This window comes from Ralstonia sp. 24A2 (assembly GCF_051783885.1).
Taxonomy (GTDB): Bacteria; Pseudomonadota; Gammaproteobacteria; order Burkholderiales; family Burkholderiaceae; genus Ralstonia.
Window position 1 is genome coordinate 1,396,964 of sequence record NZ_JBPVZD010000002.1, and the last position, 19,818, is coordinate 1,416,781.

The 19,818-nt window shown below is 64.2% G+C and carries 18 protein-coding genes; 4 read left to right on the plus strand and 14 right to left on the minus strand.

Translation table 11 applies throughout. The features are described 5' to 3' along the window. Nucleotides 1-9 precede the first annotated feature (9 nt). The 9 genes from ACS13N_RS11435 to ACS13N_RS11475 form a co-directional block, all read right to left on the minus strand. Nucleotides 10-1,218, minus strand: coding sequence for an AAA family ATPase (locus tag ACS13N_RS11435; RefSeq protein WP_438931765.1), 1,209 nt, complete (start codon nucleotides 1,216-1,218; stop codon nucleotides 10-12). A gap of 126 nt (nucleotides 1,219-1,344) precedes the next feature. Beyond that, a complete protein-coding gene (locus tag ACS13N_RS11440; RefSeq protein ID WP_438931766.1) occupies nucleotides 1,345-1,683 on the minus strand; it encodes a hypothetical protein in 339 nt (112 codons plus the stop codon). Nucleotides 1,684-1,708: 25 nt separating this feature from the next. After that, nucleotides 1,709-3,715: a type II and III secretion system protein family protein gene (locus ACS13N_RS11445; RefSeq protein WP_438931767.1), complete on the minus strand. Its 2,007-nt coding sequence runs from the start codon at nucleotides 3,713-3,715 to the stop codon at nucleotides 1,709-1,711. A 109-nt stretch (nucleotides 3,716-3,824) separates the two neighbouring features. Then, the gene (gene cpaB / locus ACS13N_RS11450) at nucleotides 3,825-4,670 is read right to left on the minus strand and encodes a Flp pilus assembly protein CpaB (protein WP_438931768.1); all 846 of its coding nucleotides are present in this window, start codon (nucleotides 4,668-4,670) and stop codon (nucleotides 3,825-3,827) included. Between the two features lie 49 nt (nucleotides 4,671-4,719). Next, nucleotides 4,720-6,159: an ATP-binding protein gene (locus tag ACS13N_RS11455; protein WP_438931769.1), complete on the minus strand. Its 1,440-nt coding sequence runs from the start codon at nucleotides 6,157-6,159 to the stop codon at nucleotides 4,720-4,722. 61 nt (nucleotides 6,160-6,220) lie between these two features. Further along, on the minus strand, nucleotides 6,221-6,766 hold the full coding sequence (locus ACS13N_RS11460) for an A24 family peptidase (protein WP_438931770.1): 546 nt from the start codon (nucleotides 6,764-6,766) through the stop codon (nucleotides 6,221-6,223). A gap of 98 nt (nucleotides 6,767-6,864) precedes the next feature. Beyond that, entirely contained in the window at nucleotides 6,865-7,035 is a 171-nt protein-coding gene (locus ACS13N_RS11465) for a Flp family type IVb pilin (protein ID WP_438931771.1), read from the minus strand. 46 nt (nucleotides 7,036-7,081) lie between these two features. Continuing rightward, on the minus strand, nucleotides 7,082-7,252 hold the full coding sequence (locus ACS13N_RS11470) for a Flp family type IVb pilin (RefSeq protein WP_438931772.1): 171 nt from the start codon (nucleotides 7,250-7,252) through the stop codon (nucleotides 7,082-7,084). 149 nt (nucleotides 7,253-7,401) lie between these two features. After that, a complete protein-coding gene (locus ACS13N_RS11475) occupies nucleotides 7,402-7,569 on the minus strand; it encodes a Flp family type IVb pilin (protein WP_438931773.1) in 168 nt (55 codons plus the stop codon). A 966-nt stretch (nucleotides 7,570-8,535) separates the two neighbouring features. Between ACS13N_RS11475 and ACS13N_RS11480 the strand changes: the two genes are divergently transcribed. From ACS13N_RS11480 to ACS13N_RS11495, 4 genes are read left to right on the plus strand one after another with little or no spacing between them, the layout of a single operon-like run. Next, the gene (locus tag ACS13N_RS11480; RefSeq protein WP_438931774.1) at nucleotides 8,536-9,807 is read left to right on the plus strand and encodes a glycosyltransferase family 87 protein; all 1,272 of its coding nucleotides are present in this window, start codon (nucleotides 8,536-8,538) and stop codon (nucleotides 9,805-9,807) included. Between the two features lie 7 nt (nucleotides 9,808-9,814). Beyond that, the gene (locus tag ACS13N_RS11485) at nucleotides 9,815-11,113 is read left to right on the plus strand and encodes a glycosyltransferase family 87 protein (protein ID WP_438931775.1); all 1,299 of its coding nucleotides are present in this window, start codon (nucleotides 9,815-9,817) and stop codon (nucleotides 11,111-11,113) included. Then, nucleotides 11,113-12,126, plus strand: coding sequence for a glycosyltransferase family 2 protein (locus ACS13N_RS11490; protein ID WP_438931776.1), 1,014 nt, complete (start codon nucleotides 11,113-11,115; stop codon nucleotides 12,124-12,126). Before ACS13N_RS11485 ends, ACS13N_RS11490 begins: the two co-directional genes overlap by 1 nt. A gap of 26 nt (nucleotides 12,127-12,152) precedes the next feature. Then, on the plus strand, nucleotides 12,153-13,394 hold the full coding sequence (locus ACS13N_RS11495) for a glycosyltransferase family 87 protein (protein WP_438931777.1): 1,242 nt from the start codon (nucleotides 12,153-12,155) through the stop codon (nucleotides 13,392-13,394). On the opposite strand, the gene ACS13N_RS11500 is transcribed toward ACS13N_RS11495, so the two are convergent. From ACS13N_RS11500 to ACS13N_RS11520, 5 genes are all read right to left on the minus strand, one after another. After that, nucleotides 13,348-14,493 carry an acyltransferase family protein gene (locus ACS13N_RS11500; RefSeq protein ID WP_438931778.1) on the minus strand — a complete coding sequence of 382 codons (1,146 nt, stop codon included), beginning with the start codon at nucleotides 14,491-14,493 and terminating at the stop codon, nucleotides 13,348-13,350. The two genes, ACS13N_RS11495 and ACS13N_RS11500, sit on opposite strands and share 47 nt — an antisense overlap. Then, the gene (locus tag ACS13N_RS11505) at nucleotides 14,490-15,815 is read right to left on the minus strand and encodes a glycosyltransferase family 87 protein (protein WP_438931779.1); all 1,326 of its coding nucleotides are present in this window, start codon (nucleotides 15,813-15,815) and stop codon (nucleotides 14,490-14,492) included. Before ACS13N_RS11505 ends, ACS13N_RS11500 begins: the two co-directional genes overlap by 4 nt. A 62-nt stretch (nucleotides 15,816-15,877) precedes the next feature. Beyond that, nucleotides 15,878-17,257 carry a sigma 54-interacting transcriptional regulator gene (locus tag ACS13N_RS11510; RefSeq protein ID WP_438931780.1) on the minus strand — a complete coding sequence of 460 codons (1,380 nt, stop codon included), beginning with the start codon at nucleotides 17,255-17,257 and terminating at the stop codon, nucleotides 15,878-15,880. Between the two features lie 1,152 nt (nucleotides 17,258-18,409). Then, nucleotides 18,410-18,934 (minus strand): TPM domain-containing protein, encoded by a 525-nt coding sequence (locus ACS13N_RS11515; protein WP_438931781.1) that lies wholly within the window; start codon nucleotides 18,932-18,934, stop codon nucleotides 18,410-18,412. Between the two features lie 8 nt (nucleotides 18,935-18,942). Further along, nucleotides 18,943-19,806, minus strand: a complete 864-nt coding sequence (locus ACS13N_RS11520) for a TPM domain-containing protein (RefSeq protein WP_438931782.1) — start codon at nucleotides 19,804-19,806, stop codon at nucleotides 18,943-18,945. Between the last annotated feature and the right edge of the window lie 12 nt (nucleotides 19,807-19,818).

Genomic DNA, 19,818 nt, shown 5'->3' on the forward strand with positions numbered 1-19,818 from the left:
CAGGAAAACTCAGGCAATGTTCGGAGACGACGTCTTGGCCCGCGTGAAGAGCTTGCTCAGAGAGAAGCCTTTCTCTTGCGATGCGTGACGGTCGTTCTCGCGTGCCGTGGCGAAGACTTCGGCCAGCGCCATGAGTGCCTTGGCCATGGCGCTGCTGCGATGATGTTGGGCAATGGGCATGCCTTGGCAGATGGAGTCGTCCACCGCAGCCGCATCGTCGGGCAGCACATGGAAGAGCTTCTGACCGAAGACCTGCTCCAGCGTGGTGCGTGGCAGCTCGTCGCGCTTGCCGTGCCGGTTGACCAGGATGCGCAGCTTCTCGGCGGGGTAGTGCAGCCCGTGCAGGATATCCAGCAGGCGCCGCCCCGTGCGGGCAAAGGCAATGGTCGGCTGAACCACCACGCAGATCTGGTCACAGTGGTCGAGCACTGCAATCGACAGCGGGTTGATGGCCTGCCCGACGTCGACCAGGATGAAGTCGTAGACCGGCGACACCAGCGACAGCACGTACTCGATCTTGTCCTTCTTGATCTCGCCCGCCTTGATGGGGTCACTGGCGCCGGCCAGGACGTCGAAGTCCTTGGCCACGCGCGTCAGGCACGCTTCCAGAAAGGCATCGTCCAGGCGGTCGACCTGCGCGCACACCTCGGACAGCGTGGCGGGTGGCGTCTTGTTGCTCACCAGAAAGTGCGTGTCGCTGAACTGCGTGTTCAGGTCGATTAACAGCACGCGCTTGTGTTCGTGCGCGGCCAGCGTGTAGCCAACGTTGCTGGCGATGAAGCTGGAGCCGGCACCGCCCTTGCTGGAGATGAAGGCGATCACGCGCGCTTCCTCTCTCGTTCTCGGGGTGTGATTGGTTTCCAGCCGGGTGAGCGCCGCCGTCAACTGTGCGCGTTCCAGCGGCCAGGTCAGTACGTCACTGACGCCTGCGCGCAGCGCGCGGATCAGGTCGTCGCGCTCCTGGGTTTGCGTGACGAGGATGCAGGGCAGGTCAGAGAACTGCTGCCGGATCAGTTCAATGCTCAGCATCTGGCTGGCGCCGCCGCTCGGCTGGTCGATGATGAGCGCATCGGCGCCGCGCAGTTGGCAGGCGTGCGTAGACAGGCTGCCCGGCGCGGCCTGCAGGCGCATGACCTGGTAGCTGCCGGCAGCGGCTACCAGGCGCGCAAGGTCCGCCAGGCGCTCGCCGTCTTCGGACGCAATCAAGATCTTGAGCATGGCAAAGCTCCCCGTTCGATCGTGTGTTCTGTATAGCGTTGCATCGCGCCGCAAGGTGTTGCGAATAGGCCGGCCCGGTATCAGGCTTGCGATGGCGGGTGCGGTTTGGGCACCCGCCATGCGCCGTCAGCGTGAGAAGCTGCCGGACATGCCGCTACCGCCGTACCCACCGCCGCCGAATCCGCCACCGTACCCACTACTGCTGCCGACGCCGCCAGCCGGGAAACGGGTCATGGAGCGGTCGTAGTTGCTCATGGCGGCCACTGCGGCCTTGCCGTCGTAGCCATCCAGCGCGGGCAGGCCGGCCGGTGCGTCAGGGTTGATCACCTGCGCTTGCTTGACGCTCGTGACGGCCTCGCCGAAATGCTTGTCCCAGTTGGGCGTCGTGGTCATGCAGGCAGTCAGGGCCTGGCAAGCCAGGATCACGAGTGCGGCACGTTGCAGGCGTTTGAAGTTGGTGTTCATGGCATATCTCCACATGGTTCCCGGGTTAGCGTGTCTGCGGGGTTGTGGTCGTGTCGGCCACTGCCGTCTGACGGCCCTGCGTCTTGGCTCTGGCCTGGGCCAGCCGTGCTGCGGTGGCCTCGATCCGGGCGACGCGGGCGGCGTTGTCGTCCGTGGGCGCCGGGGCGGGGGTTGCGGTGGGTGCGGGTGCGGCTTCCGCAACCGGCAGCGTGGCGGCTGGTTGTTCCGGCACATCGTTCGTCGGCGGCGTGACCGCCGGTGTGGTCACCTCGGTGCTCACCTCAGTGCGCGGTGCAGGGGCAGCTGGAGCCACCGGTGCTGGTGCTACCGGGGCGGGGGCAGGTGCCTGCGAGCTCGGTGCCGAGGGCGCGCTTGGTGCCTGTGCGGGCATCTGCGGGGCCGCTGCGGGTGCTGCGGCGCTCGCCGGTTTGGCCGCGCGGTTCTTGGCGCCTCTGCCTTCCATGTTGCCCGTCAGGTAGACGTCGAGATCGTTGGGCGTCGAGAAGCTGTCGGTCGGCAGCGGGTACGAGGCCGTCTGCATCGGCTGCACCAGTCGCGGCGTGATGACGATGACCAGCTCCGTCAGATCATGCTGGAACTGCGTGCTGCGGAACAGCGTGCCCAGGACGGGGATTTCACCCGCACCAGGCAATGCCTTGAGCGAGCCGCGTGCGTTGTCTTGCAGCAGCCCGCCGATGGCGAAGCTCTCGCCGTCACGCATCTGCACGGTGGTGGAGGCGCGCCGTGTGGTGATGAGCGGCAGGATGGTCTGGCCGTTCGTGTTGGCGCCGGTGACAGTTGCGCCCGTGGGCGAGAGTTCCGACACCTCCGGTGCCACCTTCACATTGATGCGGCCATTGGCCATCACGGTTGGCGTGAACTTCAGGCCAACGCCGAATTCCTCTTCCTGCAGCGTGATGGTGGGTGCACCACCCGAAGCGCTGCTCTGCGCCACCGGGATGTAGATCTTGCCGCCTGCCAGGAAGCTGGCTTCCTGCCCGCTAAGCGTGACGAGGTTCGGCTCCGCAAGGATCTTCACCAGGCTGTCGTTCTTCTGCGCGTCCAACTGCGCTTGGAAGGGCCGGTTGTTCGCCTTGTTGGCAAAGAACCCGGTGGACGAACCCGTCAACAGGGAGGTCAAGAGGCCGCCGCTCCAGGAGCCGAATCCACCCTGGATATTGAGTGCCGTGCCCAGTTGGTTCAGCAAGGTCTTCGACACTTCCGCCACCTTGACTTCCAGCATGACTTGCTGCGGCGTATCCACGATCATCATGTTGATGACCGGGGCGCCGCCGCTGGTGCCGCCACCGCCACCGCCGAGTGCACCGGCAACACCACCTCCCTTGTCCGCGCCGCTTTGTGCAGAGGCGGCATAGGCGTGCGCGATTTCCATGGCTTGCTGCGCGGCCTGTGCGCTCGACACGTTGCCGGCGAGTACCAGGCTGTCGGCCGCGGTCATGACGCGAATCTTGGATTCGCCCGGCATCAGTTGCGCGAGCGAGGTCTGCAAGCCACCGGCATCTGCGTTGACCACCACGTTGACGATGCTGCAGGCGCCGCTGCGGCCCTGCACGATCATGTTGGTGGTGCCCACACTGCGGCCGAGCAGGTACATGGATTGCGGTGACACCATGGTGGCTTGCACCACGGCGGGGTTGCCCAGGGTGCGATTGCGCACGGGCTCGGGCAGCGAGATGAGCGAAGACTTGCCAACCGGCACCACCACGCTGCTCTCACCGCGCACGGCGCCCGTGCAGTTCGGCCCGCGTACGTCGGCCACTGGCGCGGTCGCCAGCGCCGGGTTCATGCTGATCGTCATCTGCACCGGTGCGGGCGCACCAGCACGGCCTTGCACAACGACCGGTGCCGTGGTGGACTTGGCCACGGCACCTGCTTCCATGGCCGTTTGTGCTGTCGCGTGCGGCGGCATGCAGAGCATGGCACCGGCGGCACTCGCCAGGATCAGCATGCGTGTGCTGCCGAGGACCTGAGCGCCATGCAGTGCGACATTGGTTTTTTGGTTCGTCTTCATATCTCCCCCCCCGAGGGTGTGCTGCACAAGAAGAAAATGCGGTTGAGACGCTGTGGCTGGTTAACCTCTACGTTGCAATGCGTGTTGAAGGACTGTCAGGTGTGGCGGGTCAGAAGCACTCCATGCTGCCCTGCACGCCAGCCAGCACACCGATGCAGTCGCGCTGCCGGACCGGAGCCGAGGCAACGCGGCGCACCTTGGCCGTTGCCCGCGGTGCGCTGACCATCACCACCTTGGGTGCGGGTTCGGCTGCGGGCGTGCCCAGCAAGGTGCCTTTCGTGGCGCCGCCGGTTGCGGTGGCGGCAACGTCGACCTGATTGCGCAGCACCAGCGAGAGCGTTCCCACGCTGCGTGCCACATCGAGCTTCTCTGCCTGATCGGGTGTGACTTCCAGCGTGACCGCGTTGACGACCTTGGGCTGGGTATCGTCCCGGCTGACTTGCTGCGCGACGGCCAGCACCAGGATCTTTTCCAGCACGATCTTGGAGATGCTGTTGTTGTTCGTGCTCTTGACGTCTTCGTTGGTATTGACGATCACGTCGACCAGGTTGCCCGGCAACGCGAAACCCGCCACGCCCACCACGTCGTTCACACGCACGGTGATGGCGCGCTTGCCTTCGGCAATGACGGCGGACAGGCCACCTTTGGTGCCGATGGGCGCGAGCTTGTTTTCCAGAATCGGTTCGCCTTTCTGCAGGCTTGCGCGCACCACGCGCCCTTGCAGTGCCTTGGGATCGTCAAACGTGCCCGGCGGCAGGCTGCCGGCTGGCCAGCTGACCATGCGCAACTGCTCATTGCCCAGCGGCTGGCCGAGATCCATGTCGCTGGCGGCCACCACGACTTGCTTGACTGAAGTGGATGACTGCTGAGACAGCCAGCGTGATGCAGAGACAACGGCCGCGATCCCCGCTACCAATGCGACGACCAGCATCACGATTGCACGCGCGTTTTTCATGATGAGTTCCCCCTTCTGAGATCAATAATGCGGATCGGATCGGCAAGGCTCAGGTGTGAGCCTGCGTGTCCTGCCGCCAGCCCATGCCCGCACTCATGGAGTCGGTTGTCTTGAAATCTGTGTGCGAACAGAAATAGATTTGCCAAGCCCGGCGCAGCGCTTCTTCGGTCACCTCGGATGGCCCGCCGTGGTACTGGACAGCGGAGGCCACCAGGCGCAGCAGATCGCGCGGAATGCAGGCCAGCAACGGCTTGCCGCTGCCGCCGTGTAGCGCGTCGCGCAGGTAATCGAAGGCGATGTCTGCACGTTGCAGGCCAAGGTCTTCAGCGGCGCGCAGATAGACCTCGCGGTAGTCGCCCACCGAGAGCGGGCCCACGTAAAGCTTGCTGCCGAGCCGGCGCAGGAAGGCGTCGTCGCCCAGCTGGGCCGGTTCAAGATTGGTCGAGAAGACCGGCCACACATCGAACGGCACGGTGAACCGCACGCCGTTGCGCAGCGAAAACATGTCGACGCGACGGTCCAACGGTACGATCCAGCGGTTGAGCAGCTCGCTCACGCCCACTTGTTGACGGCCAAGGTCGTCGACGATGTAGATGCCGCAGTTGGCCTTCATGTGCGGAGGCGCCTGGTAGAAGCCGGTCGTGCCGTCGTAGCGCAGCTCGAGCATCTCCAGCGTGAGCTCGCCGCCGGAGAGCACAGCGGGCCGACGGCACATCTGCCAGCGGCGGTCGAGCGGGCGACGGGCGATGGGGCCATCTTCGTCGTTCTGCGCTACGTGCACGAGCGGGTCGAAGATCTGGATGATCTCGCCCGCGATCGTGATGGCGTGCGGCACCGGCACCGTGCCGGGCAGCAGCATGCCCAGATGCTGCGCGAGATAGGTCTTGCCGCCGCCGGCGGGGCCGTACAGCATCAGCGCGCGGCTCGTGTTCAGTGCGACGCCCACATCGTCGAGCAGGTCCGGCGGCATCACGAACGTGCTGAAGGCAGCGGTGACGTCGGTCTTGGACAGCGAGGCAAACTGGATGGAGTGCCGTTGAACGGATTCAACATAGGCTTCCAGCGTGACGGGTGCGGCGCCGACATAGCTGCAGCGCGCGGTGAATTCAGCGGCGCGTACATAGCCGGCGTCGGTCAGGTGGAAGCGTACATCCAGGTCGTTGGCGCCGCGGTGGGCCACTTCCAGCATGCGCTCGCGCACGGCGTAGGCCGCCACTTCATTGATGACCATGGCGGGCAGCTTGATGGTGTCCATCAGCATGACCAGCGTGGCGCTGCGATGCAGGTAGGCCACCTTCATGAGCAGGCCGAGCAGCAGCGAGATGTCCAGGCCCGTCTCGGCAACGGTGCGCGGCAGGATATGCCAGGGAGCAGCGGGCTCGCGCCGGGCAGTGTCGAGCCCGGTGGGCGATGGCACGGCCTCAAGCGAGCGCGGCGCATGTTGGGCGTGCCCGAATTCTGTGTGCTCGATCTTTTGGTCCCCAATCATCTTCATCACCGTTTGTCTGAGTGGATACGAAGTGCGCGTCGAGGTGTGCAAAGTGCGTGCATCAGGCCGACACAAACAGGACAGCAATCGTGCCGGCGGCAATCGCAACGCCGTACGGCAACGAACCCACCGACCATGAAGCATCGGCTTGCGGTGTTGGCGTACCTGCTTCGCGGCTGACCTGTCCCGACGTCAACAGGACATCGCGCAGGTTCCGGAGCAACTGCGCCATGCGCTTGTGCCAGAGGGTGAACGCCAGCGCCCAGACGCCGCCGATCACGAACGTGGCCAGCGCGATCTCAAAGGCCATGAACGCACCCAGCCAGGCACCTACGGCAGCCATGAGCTTCACATCGCCCGCAGCCATGCCGCGCAGCAGATAGAACGGCAGGAAGATCGCCAGGCCTGTAAGCCAGCCGCCCGCCCACACCAGTGCGCCATTACCGAGGCCATGGATCGCCACCTGCAACGGCAGCGCCACCAGCCAGGCACCGAAGGTCAGCCAGTTCGGGATGCGGCGATGCTGCGCGTCGATGGCCGCCGCGGTCAGCGCCACGCCCATGGCAACGGGGCCGATCATTGGCGAGAGCAGGGTGGCGTCGTTCATGGTGTCCTCGGGTTCTTTGGTGCAGTTGCAAGTTCAGTTCGATGGGGTCGGGTGTCGCAAAGGTTGTTGTTGATGTTGTTGTTGGGGCCAACACGGCATCACGGGATGGCCGCGGCGATCATTTCGTAGAGGGACTTCACGCCGCTACCCAGCGCCACGACGGAGCCGAGAATGGCAATTGCGATAAGCGAGCCCAGCAGTGCGTACTCGATCGAGGTCACGCCTCGATCGTCGCGCAGCCACTTCCTGGGGTTGATTGGCTTGTGCATGCTGGTCTCCTGCGTGGCGCTGGTAGCTGACTGAGTTGGCAGTCCGTTAGAGCGCGGCTGCAATGTTGGAAAACACCGTACTCAGGTTCGTGCCGACGAGCTGAACCGAGGCGATGATGACAACGGCAATCAATGCCGCGATCAGGCCGTACTCGATTGCAGTGACCGCCTGCTCGTCGTACAGGAACTGCTGTAGAGGCGTGCTGTAGCTGTTCATCACAATCTCCCTTTGCCAAAGGCAGAAGTTCTGCCGGTTGTTGCTGGAGCGTGGGTTGCCACGTTCATGGCGACCCACGCTTGCTTTCGCTTGGCATGCATTGCGGTGAAACCGAATGCAGTGAGCCTCGCGCTCACAACATCGGGGCATCAGAGTGCTTGCGCGATGTTGTTGAACACGGTGCTCAGGTTGGTGCCAACCAGCTTGACCGAAGCGATGATCACGACAGCGATCAGGGCGGCGATCAGGCCGTATTCGATGGCGGTCACACCATCTTCGTCACGGGCGAATTGCTTGAGTGCGTTGAGGTAGTTCATGACAATCTCCTTCAGTGGAAAAAATGCGCGTTCGAAAAGCCAGAATGAGTGAGAGGTCATGTCGGCGGCGCACAGATGGCACAAGCATGAAACGGCCAGCAGCCTTCGCTGCCGTCATCGGCCCGCAGGAACTCACGTGACACACACCGTGCGGTGTTGTGTTGTGCGCTGTCCCTTGCGGGTGATGTGAGCGTGTTGTTGGTCAGCATTTGTCTCGATCCCTTGTTCAATTCGATGCTTTGAATTGGAGATTCCGTTTCGCTTCGCCGTCTGCTGCGAACTTGCTGCTCCCCGTTCAAGGCGGCGGTGACGATGTCCTGCGATCTGGCATAGGCAAAAGCCGGGCCACCCCCATGCACTTCCATGTGCGACAAGGCTTTGCGGGCAATGGGACGGAATCTGGAGAACCCGCCGGCGGGTTGGTGCCCAGGTTCTCGGGGGCGGAGTTGCCAGGGGGAAACGCGTGGCGGGGCACGTCGATTTGGATGAGGCTACGTAGGGATGACGCAGTGCAGGGGCGCCCTCATTCAAATGGACAGGTGAGGGGGTAGCGTAGTGGATGGTGGAAATCGCCACCGGGCAGGCTTGGGGTCCGCATGAGGCCCTCCACCGTGTCCCGGCCGGGGGTGTGCCCATAGCGGGGCGACGTTTCTGGGCGGAAACGTTGATTGATCCCCCAGGTGTCTGTCTCGCCCGGTGGTGTGCAGCGAGGCCGCAGCCACAACGCCTCCGCGGAAAAAGACGCCGCGCTTCAGCGCTGAAACGTCGATGCAATTTCGACGATCGGGTAGCGCCAGAACCAGGCTGCAGGCGTATGCCGTGCCTTGCCTTATTCACGCGAGAGAACAAGACTGGGCTCTAAGACACGCACACGGCGCGAAGCTGTCGCGCGCGTGGCGAAGCTCCACCCAGCGCAGCGCAGACATCGTGTGCGGCGTATCACCCGGAACCGACGCGAGGAGCAGCATGAGCCAGAGATCTGTGCGTCTACCAGCCACGGGCAGCGCCGCTGCCGCAGTTCGTGCAGCGGGTGAGGATGCTGCTGGCCACTGGATCGACCTGGCCCGGGTGCGCGCTTACAGCGGCGCGCTGCTGGCCCTGTTCTGCGCGTTGCTGCTTGGCTGGGCCTGGACAAGCCAGGGCTTTACCGATGTGACGATGGCGCGTCCTGGAACAGATTTCTCGGCGTTCTGGGGGGCATCTCATCTCGCACTGACGCAGGGGGCGCTGCAGGCCTACGACGTGCGCCAACTGACCGCAGTGATCGCCGAGCATGGAACCTTGGGGAAGGGCGCCGAGCTGATCCTTCCCTGGCTCTATCCGCCGACCTTTCTGCTGATGGTCTTGCCGCTGTCGTTGTTGCCGCTGACCTTGAGCTACCTGCTGTTCCTGGCGGGCACGGGGTTCGTCTATTTCCGATCGATCAGCGTGTTGGTGGGGGCGCGGCACCCCTGGCGCCAAGGGGTGTGGTTGCCTGTGGTGGCCGCGCCTGCAACGCTCATCACCATTCTTGCTGGCCAGAACGCCCTGTTGACGGCTGGCGTGGCGGGGGCGGCCGTGTACCACCTCAACAAGCGCCCCGTGCTTGCCGGTGTGCTCATTGGCTTGCTTGCCATCAAGCCGCAGTTGGCGGTGTTGTTCCCGCTGGCTCTGGTGATCTCGCGCGCATGGAAGGCGCTGGCCGGTGCGCTGCTGACGACCGTGGCGTTTGCCGGTGTCAGCGTGTTGGTCTGCGGCTGGCGCACGGTGCCGGCGTTTCTTGCCAACGCGCAGTGGGTGCGGACGAGTTTCATCGAAGGCGGCGCCAACCTGTGGTGGGGCATGCCAACGCCCATTGCAGCCGTCCGGCTGGCCGGGGCGAGCGTGACTGGCGCCTACGCCGTACAGGTGCTGACAGCGTTGGCGATGGCCGGCGCGATGGCCTATGTCTGGCGGCGGACGACGGCGTTTGAGTTGCGTGCCGCGGCGCTGGCCATCGCCACCCTATTTGTGTCGCCCTATCTGCGTGACTACGAGCTGACATGGCTGGGGGTTGCCATTGCAGGAGTGGTGGGCGACGGGGTGCGCGATGGCAGTGGCAATGGCCTGTCGAGCGGCGAGCGGGGGCTGCTCGTGGTGGCTTGGCTGTTGCCGCTCTATGAGCACGCCAATCCTTACCTGAAGCTGCCGCAGATCGGGCCGCTGGTTCTGATGGTCATGATGGCGCTTGTTGTACGTCGCGTGGCAAAGCGGAGGTGAGGGCGCCATGGCCATCGCTTGGAACCTTCTAAAGCACAGGGTGCCCGAGGCAACTGCAGCGGATGCCCGCCACTGGCTGGGTCCGGACCGCCTGCGTGTGTATTCGATGGCCGCGCTGGCCTGCTACGTCGCATACTTTGCGATCTGGGCCGTCCGCGCCAGTGTGTTGAAGGTGCCGGGTGTCTTTCCGATCGGCGGCGACTTTCTGGTGTTCTGGAGTGCCGCGCAGCTGGTCCTGCAGGGTCACCCGCTCGCTGCTTACGATGTTGCCGTCCTGCACAACCTGGAGCTGGCAACCGTTCCACTGGTGGCGACAACCCAGGGCTTGTTGCCTTGGTTCTACCCGCCAACGTTCCTGCCCTTCGTCGCGCCGTTTGGGCTGCTGCCGTACTGGCTTGCCGCGCTGGTCTTCCTGGGGGTAAGCGTCGGGTGCTTCCTGTGGGTGGTCAGCCGGATCGTGCCGTGGCGGCAGGCATGGTTGCCGTGTGCGGCGTTTCCCGGCATTGCGGTGGTGCTCGCAACGGGGCAGAACGCGTTGTTGCTGGCGGCGTGTGCTGGTTTGGCGCTCACGTTGCTGCATTCCCCACGGCCCAAGCGGCCTGCCAGCCCGATCGCCGCGGGCGTACTGCTTGCTCTGCTGACGGTGAAGCCGCAACTGGCTGTGATGTTTCCGGTCGCGCTCGTGTGCGCGAGAGCGTGGAAGGCGTTGATTGCAATGGCGCTGACCTCGCTCGCGCTGGCAGTGCTGGCGCTCGTGGCGTTTGGTCCGCAGTCGTTCATCGCCTTCCTGCACAACGCAGCGTTTGCGCGGTCGGTGGTGGAATCCGGCGCGGTCCATCTTGAACGCATGCCCACCCTCTTTGCCATGGTCAAGATGCTGCACGGTAGCGTGGTGTTGGCCTACGCACTGCACTTGGTGGGGGCGACGGCGGCCTGCGCCGTGGTCGCCTATGCGTGGAGCCGGCCGAGCAGCTTTGCGCTGCGTGCTGCGGCTGTGCTGACGGCAACCATGCTCGCCAGCCCCTACCTGTACGACTACGATCTGGCCTTCCTCGGCCTGGCCATTGCCTGGCTGGCGTCCTACGCGTGGCGGGAGGGGTGGCTGCCCGGTGAACGTGAAGGACTGATCCTGCTGTGGCTTCTGCCGCTGGGCGGAATGCTCCTGATTGACCGACTCAGCTTTCAGCTGATGCCGGTTGTATTGCTGCTGGCACTCGCGCATATCGCGCGCCGTATTCATCTTGAGCGCACACGCAACGCGTCACACAGCCGCGTGCCAAGGCGCCTTGGACGGGGAGAACAATGATGTTGGATTACAAAAGAAACCAACTGCTTTCGCTGGTCGTGCCGTTCTACAACGAAGGCGAGGCGCTGGAGTCCTTCTTTGCGCGCGTCGTGCCGATCCTGGAGTCGATCGAGTTCACGCAGTTCGAGATCGTGTGCGTGAACGACGGCAGCAAAGACGACACGCTGCAGAAGCTGATTGCGGTATCACGCCAGGATGAACGCGTGCGGGTGATCGACCTGACACGCAACTTCGGCAAGGAAGCGGCGCTGACGGCCGGCATTGACGAGGCATCGGGCGATGCCGTCATCCCCATCGATGCCGACCTGCAAGATCCGCCGGAACTGATTCCCACCCTGGTGGCGCACTGGCAGAAGGGGGCGGAGGTGGTGCTGGCACAGCGCGCCAGCCGCGCTTGCGATACCTTCCTCAAGCGGGTGACCGCTGCGGCGTACTACCGCGTTCACAACACGCTGTCAGACCTGAAACTGCCGGAGAACGTTGGCGATTTCCGCTTGATGGACCGTGCCGTCGTCAACGCGCTCAAGCAGCTGCCCGAGCGGCACAGGTTCATGAAGGGCCTGTTTGCGTGGGTGGGTTTCAACACCGTGATCGTTCCGTACGAGCGCGAGGCACGTAGCGCTGGGCAATCGAAATTCTCCGGCTGGCGCCTGTGGAATTTCGCGCTGGAAGGCATCACCAGCTTCAGCACCTGGCCGCTGCGGAGCTGGACGTACATCGGTCTGGCGATTGCGAGCGTGGCCTTCGTGTATGGCAGCTACATCATCGCGCGCACCATGGTCTTGGGCGTGGACGTGCCGGGTTACGCCTCGCTGCTGTCGCTGCTGCTGTTCTTTGGCGGCTTGCAGTTGATCGGCCTGGGCATGGTGGGGGAATACGTCGGCCGCATCTACGACGAGGCCAAGGGCCGCCCGATCTACCTCGTGAAGCGCCGCTATCAGGAGCGCCGGCTGCGCAATCGGTTGACGGGTGAGCGGCGTGTGATTCAGATGGTGCGGGGTCAGCGCGGTTAGGCACATGCGTGCATGGGAGGCGCGTCATGTCGGCAACGGATGTAGGGTGTCTGGCGCGTCGCCTGACCGTCTATGCGGCGGTGGCATTGGTGCTCCAGGTCTTGGCGTTGGTGATCTGGGGCATCCGGTTTTACGTGCTGAACGATTGGACGGCGCCGATGCTCGGCTACGACTTTTCCGTGTTCTGGTCCGCTGCTCGGGTCGCGCTCGAACACAACGCGGCAGCGGTGTTTTCCGCGCAATGGATGCAGCCGATGGAAGAGTCGTTACGGCACCAGATCGGCTACTCCCCATGGCCTTATCCGCCCACCTTCTTGCTGGCAGTCATTCTCTTCGGGCTGCTGCCATTCGGGAGCGCGCTCGTTCTCTACTTTGCGCTCGGCTTGTCCGCCTACGGGGCAATGCTTGTCCGCATCAGTCGCAGCATTGACCGTGCGTGGCTGCCTTGGCTGGCCGCATTTCCAGGGGTGCCGGTCGCGTTGGGGTTGGGCCAGAACGCGCTGTTGACGGTGTCTGCCACGGGCGCAGCACTTGCCTTGCTTGAGACAAACGCGGGTCTTGCCGGGATGTGCATCGCGATCCTCGTGATCAAGCCCCAATTTGGCGTGCTGTTTCCGCTGGCACTGGTGTGCAGTCGGCAATGGAGGGCGCTCGTTGTTGCGGGTCTCTGCACCTTGGTTTTTGCAGGGGGCAGTGTCGCCGTTTTCGGGGTTGACGCATGGCGTGCGTTTGCTGCGTATCTTCCCGAGTTCAGCCGGATCGCGGTGGAGCAGGGCGGTCGTGAAATGTGGCTTGGCATGCCAACCGTATTTGCGATCAGCCGTAGCCTGGGCTTGCCGGTGAGCGTGGCCTACGTTGTGCATGGCCTGGTTGCCGCGCCGGCCGTGATGGTCATGGCCTTCCTGTGGGTCAAGCGTGCCAGGTTCGAGCTTCGCGCAACTGCCTTTGTCGTGGCCACGCTGTTGATGCAGCCCTACGTCATGTTTTACGACCTGGTATGGCTGGTCCTGCCGATCGTCTTTCTGATGCGCGACGCCAGGGTTCAGCCGCTGAATCGTCTGGAGCGGGTTCTGCTGGCTGCGGCGTGGCTGGCACCTGTGCAGGGTGTTCTTGCCGCGTATGTCGGCTTGTATCTTCAGGTGCTTCCCGCTGTGCTCGTGGCGCTGCTGGTTATCGCGATGCGGCGTCATTTCGCGTCAACCGCGACACACACGCAATCCGCTAACGGTCTTGTCGAGCACGCGGCGGGCGCGTCTCCGCTGGTTTGAGGATCTGTGGCCGCACAGTTTGGCTGCCACGCGCGTCATGCATCAGTGCCCCACGCGGCTCCTGGATCGGCGCGTGTGACGACGTTGCATGCGAGAAGGTTTGAGACCACGCATTGAACCGATTGCGAAATGGCACTTCGACGTAGTTGTGCAGCAGATGGGCAGCGGCAAACGCCCAGAAGAGAAACAGCGCGTAGGTGACGAGTTGATCCATGAGTCCGATGTCAGCCGGCATGCTCACGACGAGCGGCAGCATGACGCCATGCGCGAGATACAGCGGGTATGACACCTTGCCGAGATATTGCGCAGCCGGTATCTGAAGAATGCGTGCGATCGGGCCACGGTCACTGATGAGCGCACTGATCAGTGCGCCGAACGTTAGCGGCGCGGTCAATGCGGACCCTGGAAGGGCATCTGCGGAAATGAGCAGGAACAGCGCTGCTGAAAACGCCGTCACCTGAAAGGCGGGGTGGTTCGTCAACGTGACAAGACGATCTCGGAAGTCATAGATGAGGGTGCCGACAAAGAAGCCCGCGATACACCGCAGCCAGCCGAACTGGTGAACCAACTTACTGAGGCAGCCGCCCTGGAGAAGACAGGCGCGGTCGATCTCGATCCGGGCGGCCAGCACGCAAGCCGTCAAGGCCAACGCAGCGAACACCACCATGCGGACTGGGCGGCGCATCAGGATGCAACCCGCACCGAACAGCAGGTAGACGTACATTTCGTCGCCGGCGCTCCAGCTCACGGCGTTGCCGATGCCGGCCTGGAAGACGTTCAGGCCCTGCGACATGGTGGCGAGCGCCAGCATCTCGCCGATCGGCGGCAGATGGCGAGCCACGATGAGGGCGAGCACCGTGGTTGCCAGGTGCGTTGGCCACAGGCGGCCGATGCGGCGGATCATGAATATCCGCAGTGACGCGAGGTTCGACAACTGTGGGCCGCACGCGCTGCTGATGACGAAGCCGCTCAAGACAAAGAAGAGATCCACCGCAAGATAGGCATTGGCGGAGAGCGGGTGCGGCCATGCGCAGAACATGTGATGCACCACGACGAACAAGGCCGCGATGCCGCGCAGGCCTTCGAAACTTCTGATCACGCTGTTGTCCCCTGTGCCGGATTGGTTGCGTGTGTGCCAATCGCGGTAACGGGTTGTGTTGCCGCGTCAGAGGTTTCGGGTGGCGTGATCACGCGTTGCGGTGCACGTGCGCGCTGCACGACGATGGCGAGCAAGGCCACCAGTACGACCGGCGCCCACTGTCCCATGCTGCGCGAAAGCACGGCGAACAGGCCTTGCGCTGGCACCAGCCAGGCAGCAAGCAGTACCGCTTTTTCGAACCGGTTACAGCCGTGGCGCACGAAATCGACGGTGAGCCAAGCCATTGGCAAGGCGAGCCATGCCAGGTCGTAGTAGATGAGGTAGGGCTGCACCATCAGTGTCGCAATGGGCAGCGAGGCGGCACGCAGTTCGAAGCGGCACGTGCTGCGCCACAGCCAGACGCAGGCGGCTATCACCAGCATGGCCACGCCGGCGTGTACCGCATACGACACCGTGGTCGAGTAGCCCGCTGAGCGCAGCGTGCCGAACACCGTCGGCGCGCCGTACAGGATCACGCCGCCGTTTTCGACAATGGCGTGGCGGAACATGGCCAGGCTTTTCGCGGCGGCAACAAAGGTGTCCGTGCCGAATGCGAGCCAACTGACCGCCAGGGTCAGTACAGAAAAGAACGCCGCCGATGCGAGCGCGCGCCACTGGCGCCCACAGAGCAGGTAGAGCGGGAACAGGACGCCCAGTTGCGGTTTGATGCAGAGCATGGCGATGCAAGCACCGGCCGCCACCGGAGAGCGGCGCAGCAGCACCAACGCCGCGCCCGCCGCTGCCGCTGTGAACAGCGAATTCTGCCCGGTGACCAGCGTGACCCACACGCCAGGAAACGCAACGGCCGGAATGAGCCAGGGCAGCCGCAGCGATGCCAGCGTCGACCGGAGCATCCCCAAATAGAGCGCGATGCCGCAGCCGGAGAAAACGACTGTTGCGGCGCCAAACGACAACATCCCGATCGGGTAGATCAGCAACAGAAACGTTGGTGGATAAGAGAACGGTCCAAAGATGTCGGGCGGCAGGATGGCGGCCTCCGCAGCGCGGAGCAACGCCCAGTCATAAGCTGCCGTGGCACCGTGCGTCATGGCCAGGCTGGCGGCATTCCAGAAGACTGCAAGGTCCCACCCCGGCGATGGAATGGTGGTGTTCTTCAGGATGTGGTGCCCCCACCACCACATGCCGAGCAGGAAATACTCAAGGAAGAGCAGGGCCCCGCCATAGACATACAGTCGGCGGGACCCCGGCCAACCTCCCCCCCTCGTTGTCGGCGCGGGTACCGCATGCGCCGCTTGTTGCTTGCCCTGCTGGCTGACTGACATGGTCCGCCCCTGTTTTCAGTCTTGTTCTACCCCCACCTTTACCGTCGCCTCCACCCCCGCATTCATCCCTGCACGCACACCATCCCGAGTTCTCCCTTGCGGATCTGCAGCTTGTGCTCACGCATCATCCGGAACAGCGTGACGCGAGAGATGCCCAGTTCCTCGGCCACGTCGATGAGCCGTTCATGATTGCGTTGCAGGGCCTCCTTGACGGCGCAGCGCTCGGCCGCTTCCCGAGCCTCAGCCAGGGTGGGCGGGCGCGAGGGCTCGACGGGCGGCTGCAGGTCGAGGTCGGCCGGCTTGATGATGCCGTCTTCGCACATGGCTGCCGCGTGCCGGATGCGGTTGATCAGTTCCCGCACGTTGCCTGGCCAGGTGTGCACGCTGAGTGCCCGCAGGGCCGTCGGCGAGAACCCCTTGATGTGCTCGGGTGAATGGCTGCGGATGCTGTTGAGGATGTGTTCGGCCAACAGCAGGATGTCGGTGTCGCGCTCGCGCAGTGCGGGTTGCTTGACGCGCAGCACGCAGAGGCGGTGATAGAGGTCGCCGCGAAAGCGTTCCGCCGCAATGGCCGCTTCCAGGTCGACATGGGTGGCGGAGATGACGCGCACGTCGACGGCAACCGACTCCGTGCTGCCCAGCCGTTCGATGCAACCGGTTTCCAGAAAGCGCAGCAGGCTGGTCTGGCTTTCCAGCGGCATGTCACCGATTTCATCCAGGAAGAGGGTGCCGCCGTGCGCCATCTCGATGCGGCCTAGCTTGCGCTTGACTGCGCCGGTGAAGGCGCCGCGTTCATAGCCGAACAGCTCGGACATCAGCAGCGTGGGCGGGATGGCGGCGCAGTTGACGGCGATGAACGGCTGGCCGGCGCGGCGCGAGGCGCAGTGGATTGCGCGTGCCGCGAGTTCCTTGCCGGTACCGGATTCGCCCGAGATCAGCACGGGCGTATCCCATTTCGAGACCTTCTCGATGCCGCGGAACAGCGTCTGCATGGCAGGGCAGTTGCCGATCATCCCATCTGGGCGCAGCGCACCACGTGCGAGCGAAGCTGCGGGGCGCAGGTTCGCCATTCCGACGGCGTGGCCGAGTGCGCGCGCCAGTTCGGCGCTGTCGCACGGGATGTTGTAGTAGTCGACAAAGTACAGGCCGAGCAGCTTGCGCATCGGTGCTGACAGCATGTCGCCGTTGTTGACCACCCCGATCCAGCCGATGTTCTGCTGGGCCAGCCAGGGTTCCAGGTCTTCCAGTTCAGCGTCGGAGAAACCGCTGTCCAGATCCAGCAAACCGCCGAGAACAGGTTCATCGCCCAGGTTCAGCGCCTCAAGGTCGCGGCGGCTGTTGGCGAAGATCAGTTGCCAGCCCTGTTGAGCCAGGTAGCGGCAACGCGTTGCATCGTGACGCAGCGAGACATAGAGCAACGGGCGGTTGATGTACGCGTTCATGTTTTCCCCCAACGCTTTTTATATGGCCGCGCGCAGCTGTTGCGGCCACCACTGGACTGCCGGATCAATCAGCGGACAAGGGCGGAACACCGCCTGTCCGAAAATGCAGCACATGCAGTCTGGGGGAGGAATCTCTCTGTGCCATGTGGCGGTCGGCGTGTAGTGCATGCCTGGCAACCTGGCTGTCTCGTTGGTTCGAGACTGGCTTTCACGTCGGTTCGCACCGACGCCCCCCCCGGACACTTCTACTTCTACTTTCACTTCTGCGAGTGGACTTCCCGCATTGCCTGAGGCCGGTATGGATGGCCGCATCAGGCGCATTCTTGGGTGCTTGGCCATCTTGTGTGGCCGGTGCACCGCCTTCGTTCTGAACTTCCCCTCGGAGCGCCTCTTCTATGGCACGTTGACTGGCACTCCGTCATGAATCTGTCCTGCAGTCTCGGCGGCGGCGTTGCGTGCCGCTGGTTCGATTGCCGAGCTTGCGGATCACTGGTTTGCCTCGCTGGCCCGCTGGGTAGAGCGACGACCATGCCACGGCGGATAAACCCTTGAGCCACAACGCTTTCGGTCCGGATCAGGATGTTTGCAGTGGCAGGCGCCAGTTGGATGTTTCGAATTGGATACGTGCCGGATACCGGCGGTGGCTAGTGGAAATCGCCAAGGAAGAGGGCGTTTTGTGCGCAATCAGGCGCGCAAACGGACGCAAAGAGTGACGTGAAATGCCTGCTGCGGTGCGAAAACTCGGGGGCAACCAGAGGGCACTGAAATGGTTGCATTCGTGAAACATGCCCCGCGCACCGTGCGTGCGGAGGCATCGCGACGGGCGTCTCCGTATCGCACTGCGCACACGTGCGTCGCAGAAATGGCGTAGCGGCTTGTCGGCGATGTGGGTGAATGCGCGGCAGAGAATGACGCGGATACCCGAGGCGAGCCGCCCGCCGCGTCATCCTAAAAGATGAGGCGCCTCGTTGCCTGGGCGTGTCGCCAATGCGTTTCTTTGCGCGCGCGAATTCGTATCAGAACTGAAACACGCGCCGTGGATGTGCGCCCGCAGTCGGATCGCCGTGAAACAAGGTGACCGGCGCAGCGCACAAACTGGGCGCATAAACGGGCTGGGATCCACTCGCCGTCCGACGGACGGCGAAGGGGCCGCTACAGCACCAGTGGACGGTCGCTCAGCTCATTCGCACGCGGGGTGCCGTCAGCCGGAACGTGGGTGGCAAGGACGTCGTTGATCTGCGCCAGCGCGTCCAGCACCGGCGCCATCGTCACGCGCTGCGCAAAGCCGCGTGTGATGGTCTCGCATGCCGTGCGCCAGGCATGCGCATCGACCTTGGCGGCGATGCCGTGGTCGGCCAGGATCTCGACAGCGTGGTCGGCCAGGTTGATGTAGAGCAGCACGCCCACATGCTCGCGCGTGTTCCACACCTCCAGCAGGCCGAACAGTGTGCGTGCGCGATGGCGTGGGGTCACGCCTGCCCATGCATCGCGTACCGGCAACGAGCTTTCAATGACCACGCGCACTTCACCGCGATGGCGTTGTTCGCCTTCGCGCACAGCGGCTTCCAGCTTTTGCAGATCGGCAGGCGGGAAGGCGCGCTTGGCGTGCGACGAGGTCGTCAGCAGGTGGGTGAAGGCACGGCGTGCGCCGCGATGGTGTCGGGTTTGAGATGCCATGATCGTCCTCACCAGTTGCCGGAGGCACCGCCGCCGCCGAAATCGCCCCCGCCGCCGCCTCCAAAGCCGCCCCCTCCGCCGCCGCCACCGAAATCTCCGCCGCCGCCGCGGCCCCAGCCACCACCCAGGCCGCCACCGAGCCCGCCGATGGTGCCGGGCCCCCAGCCGCGGTTGCCCATCACCACCCGCGTGCCGGGTCGGCCGCTGGGCAGGCTGCCCGTGACGCGTCCGCCTGAGCGCATGGCTGCGCTCAGCACAAAGAACACGATGATCGCGAGCGGAAACAGCACCGGCAACCAATCTTCGATACCACTGCTGGCCTGCTGATGCTTGGCGCGTTCAGCCGGCGGCAGGCTCTCCTGCGCAACGATGGTCTGGATGGCCGAGATGCCCGCCGACAAGCCGCCATAAAAATCGCCCTGACGGAAGTGCGGTGCCATCACATCCTGTAGAACGCGCTTCGATTGCGCATCGGTCAGCACCCCCTCCAGTCCGCGCCCGACCTCGATACGCATCTTGCGCAGCGACGCCGGGTTGTCCTTGGCGATGAGGATGATCGCGCCGTCGTCCACGCCCTTGCGGCCGGCCTTCCACGCATCGGCCACGCGAATGCCGTAGGCCTCGATCGGCTCCGGCGCGGTGGAGGGCACCATCAGAACGAAGATCTGACTGCCGCGCTGCTGCTCGTAGTCGGCCAGCACCTGTTCGAGCGCGCTGCGTTGCTGGGCAGACAAGGTGCCGGTCAGGTCGGTCACACGCGCGGTCAGCGGCGGTACGGCCACCTCGGCAGTCTGCGTGCGCGCAGGCAACGCGGTCAGCCAGAGGGCCGCTGTCAGTAGGAAGGCGAAGAAAGCACGCGCGCGCATCGACATGATGGTCAGCTC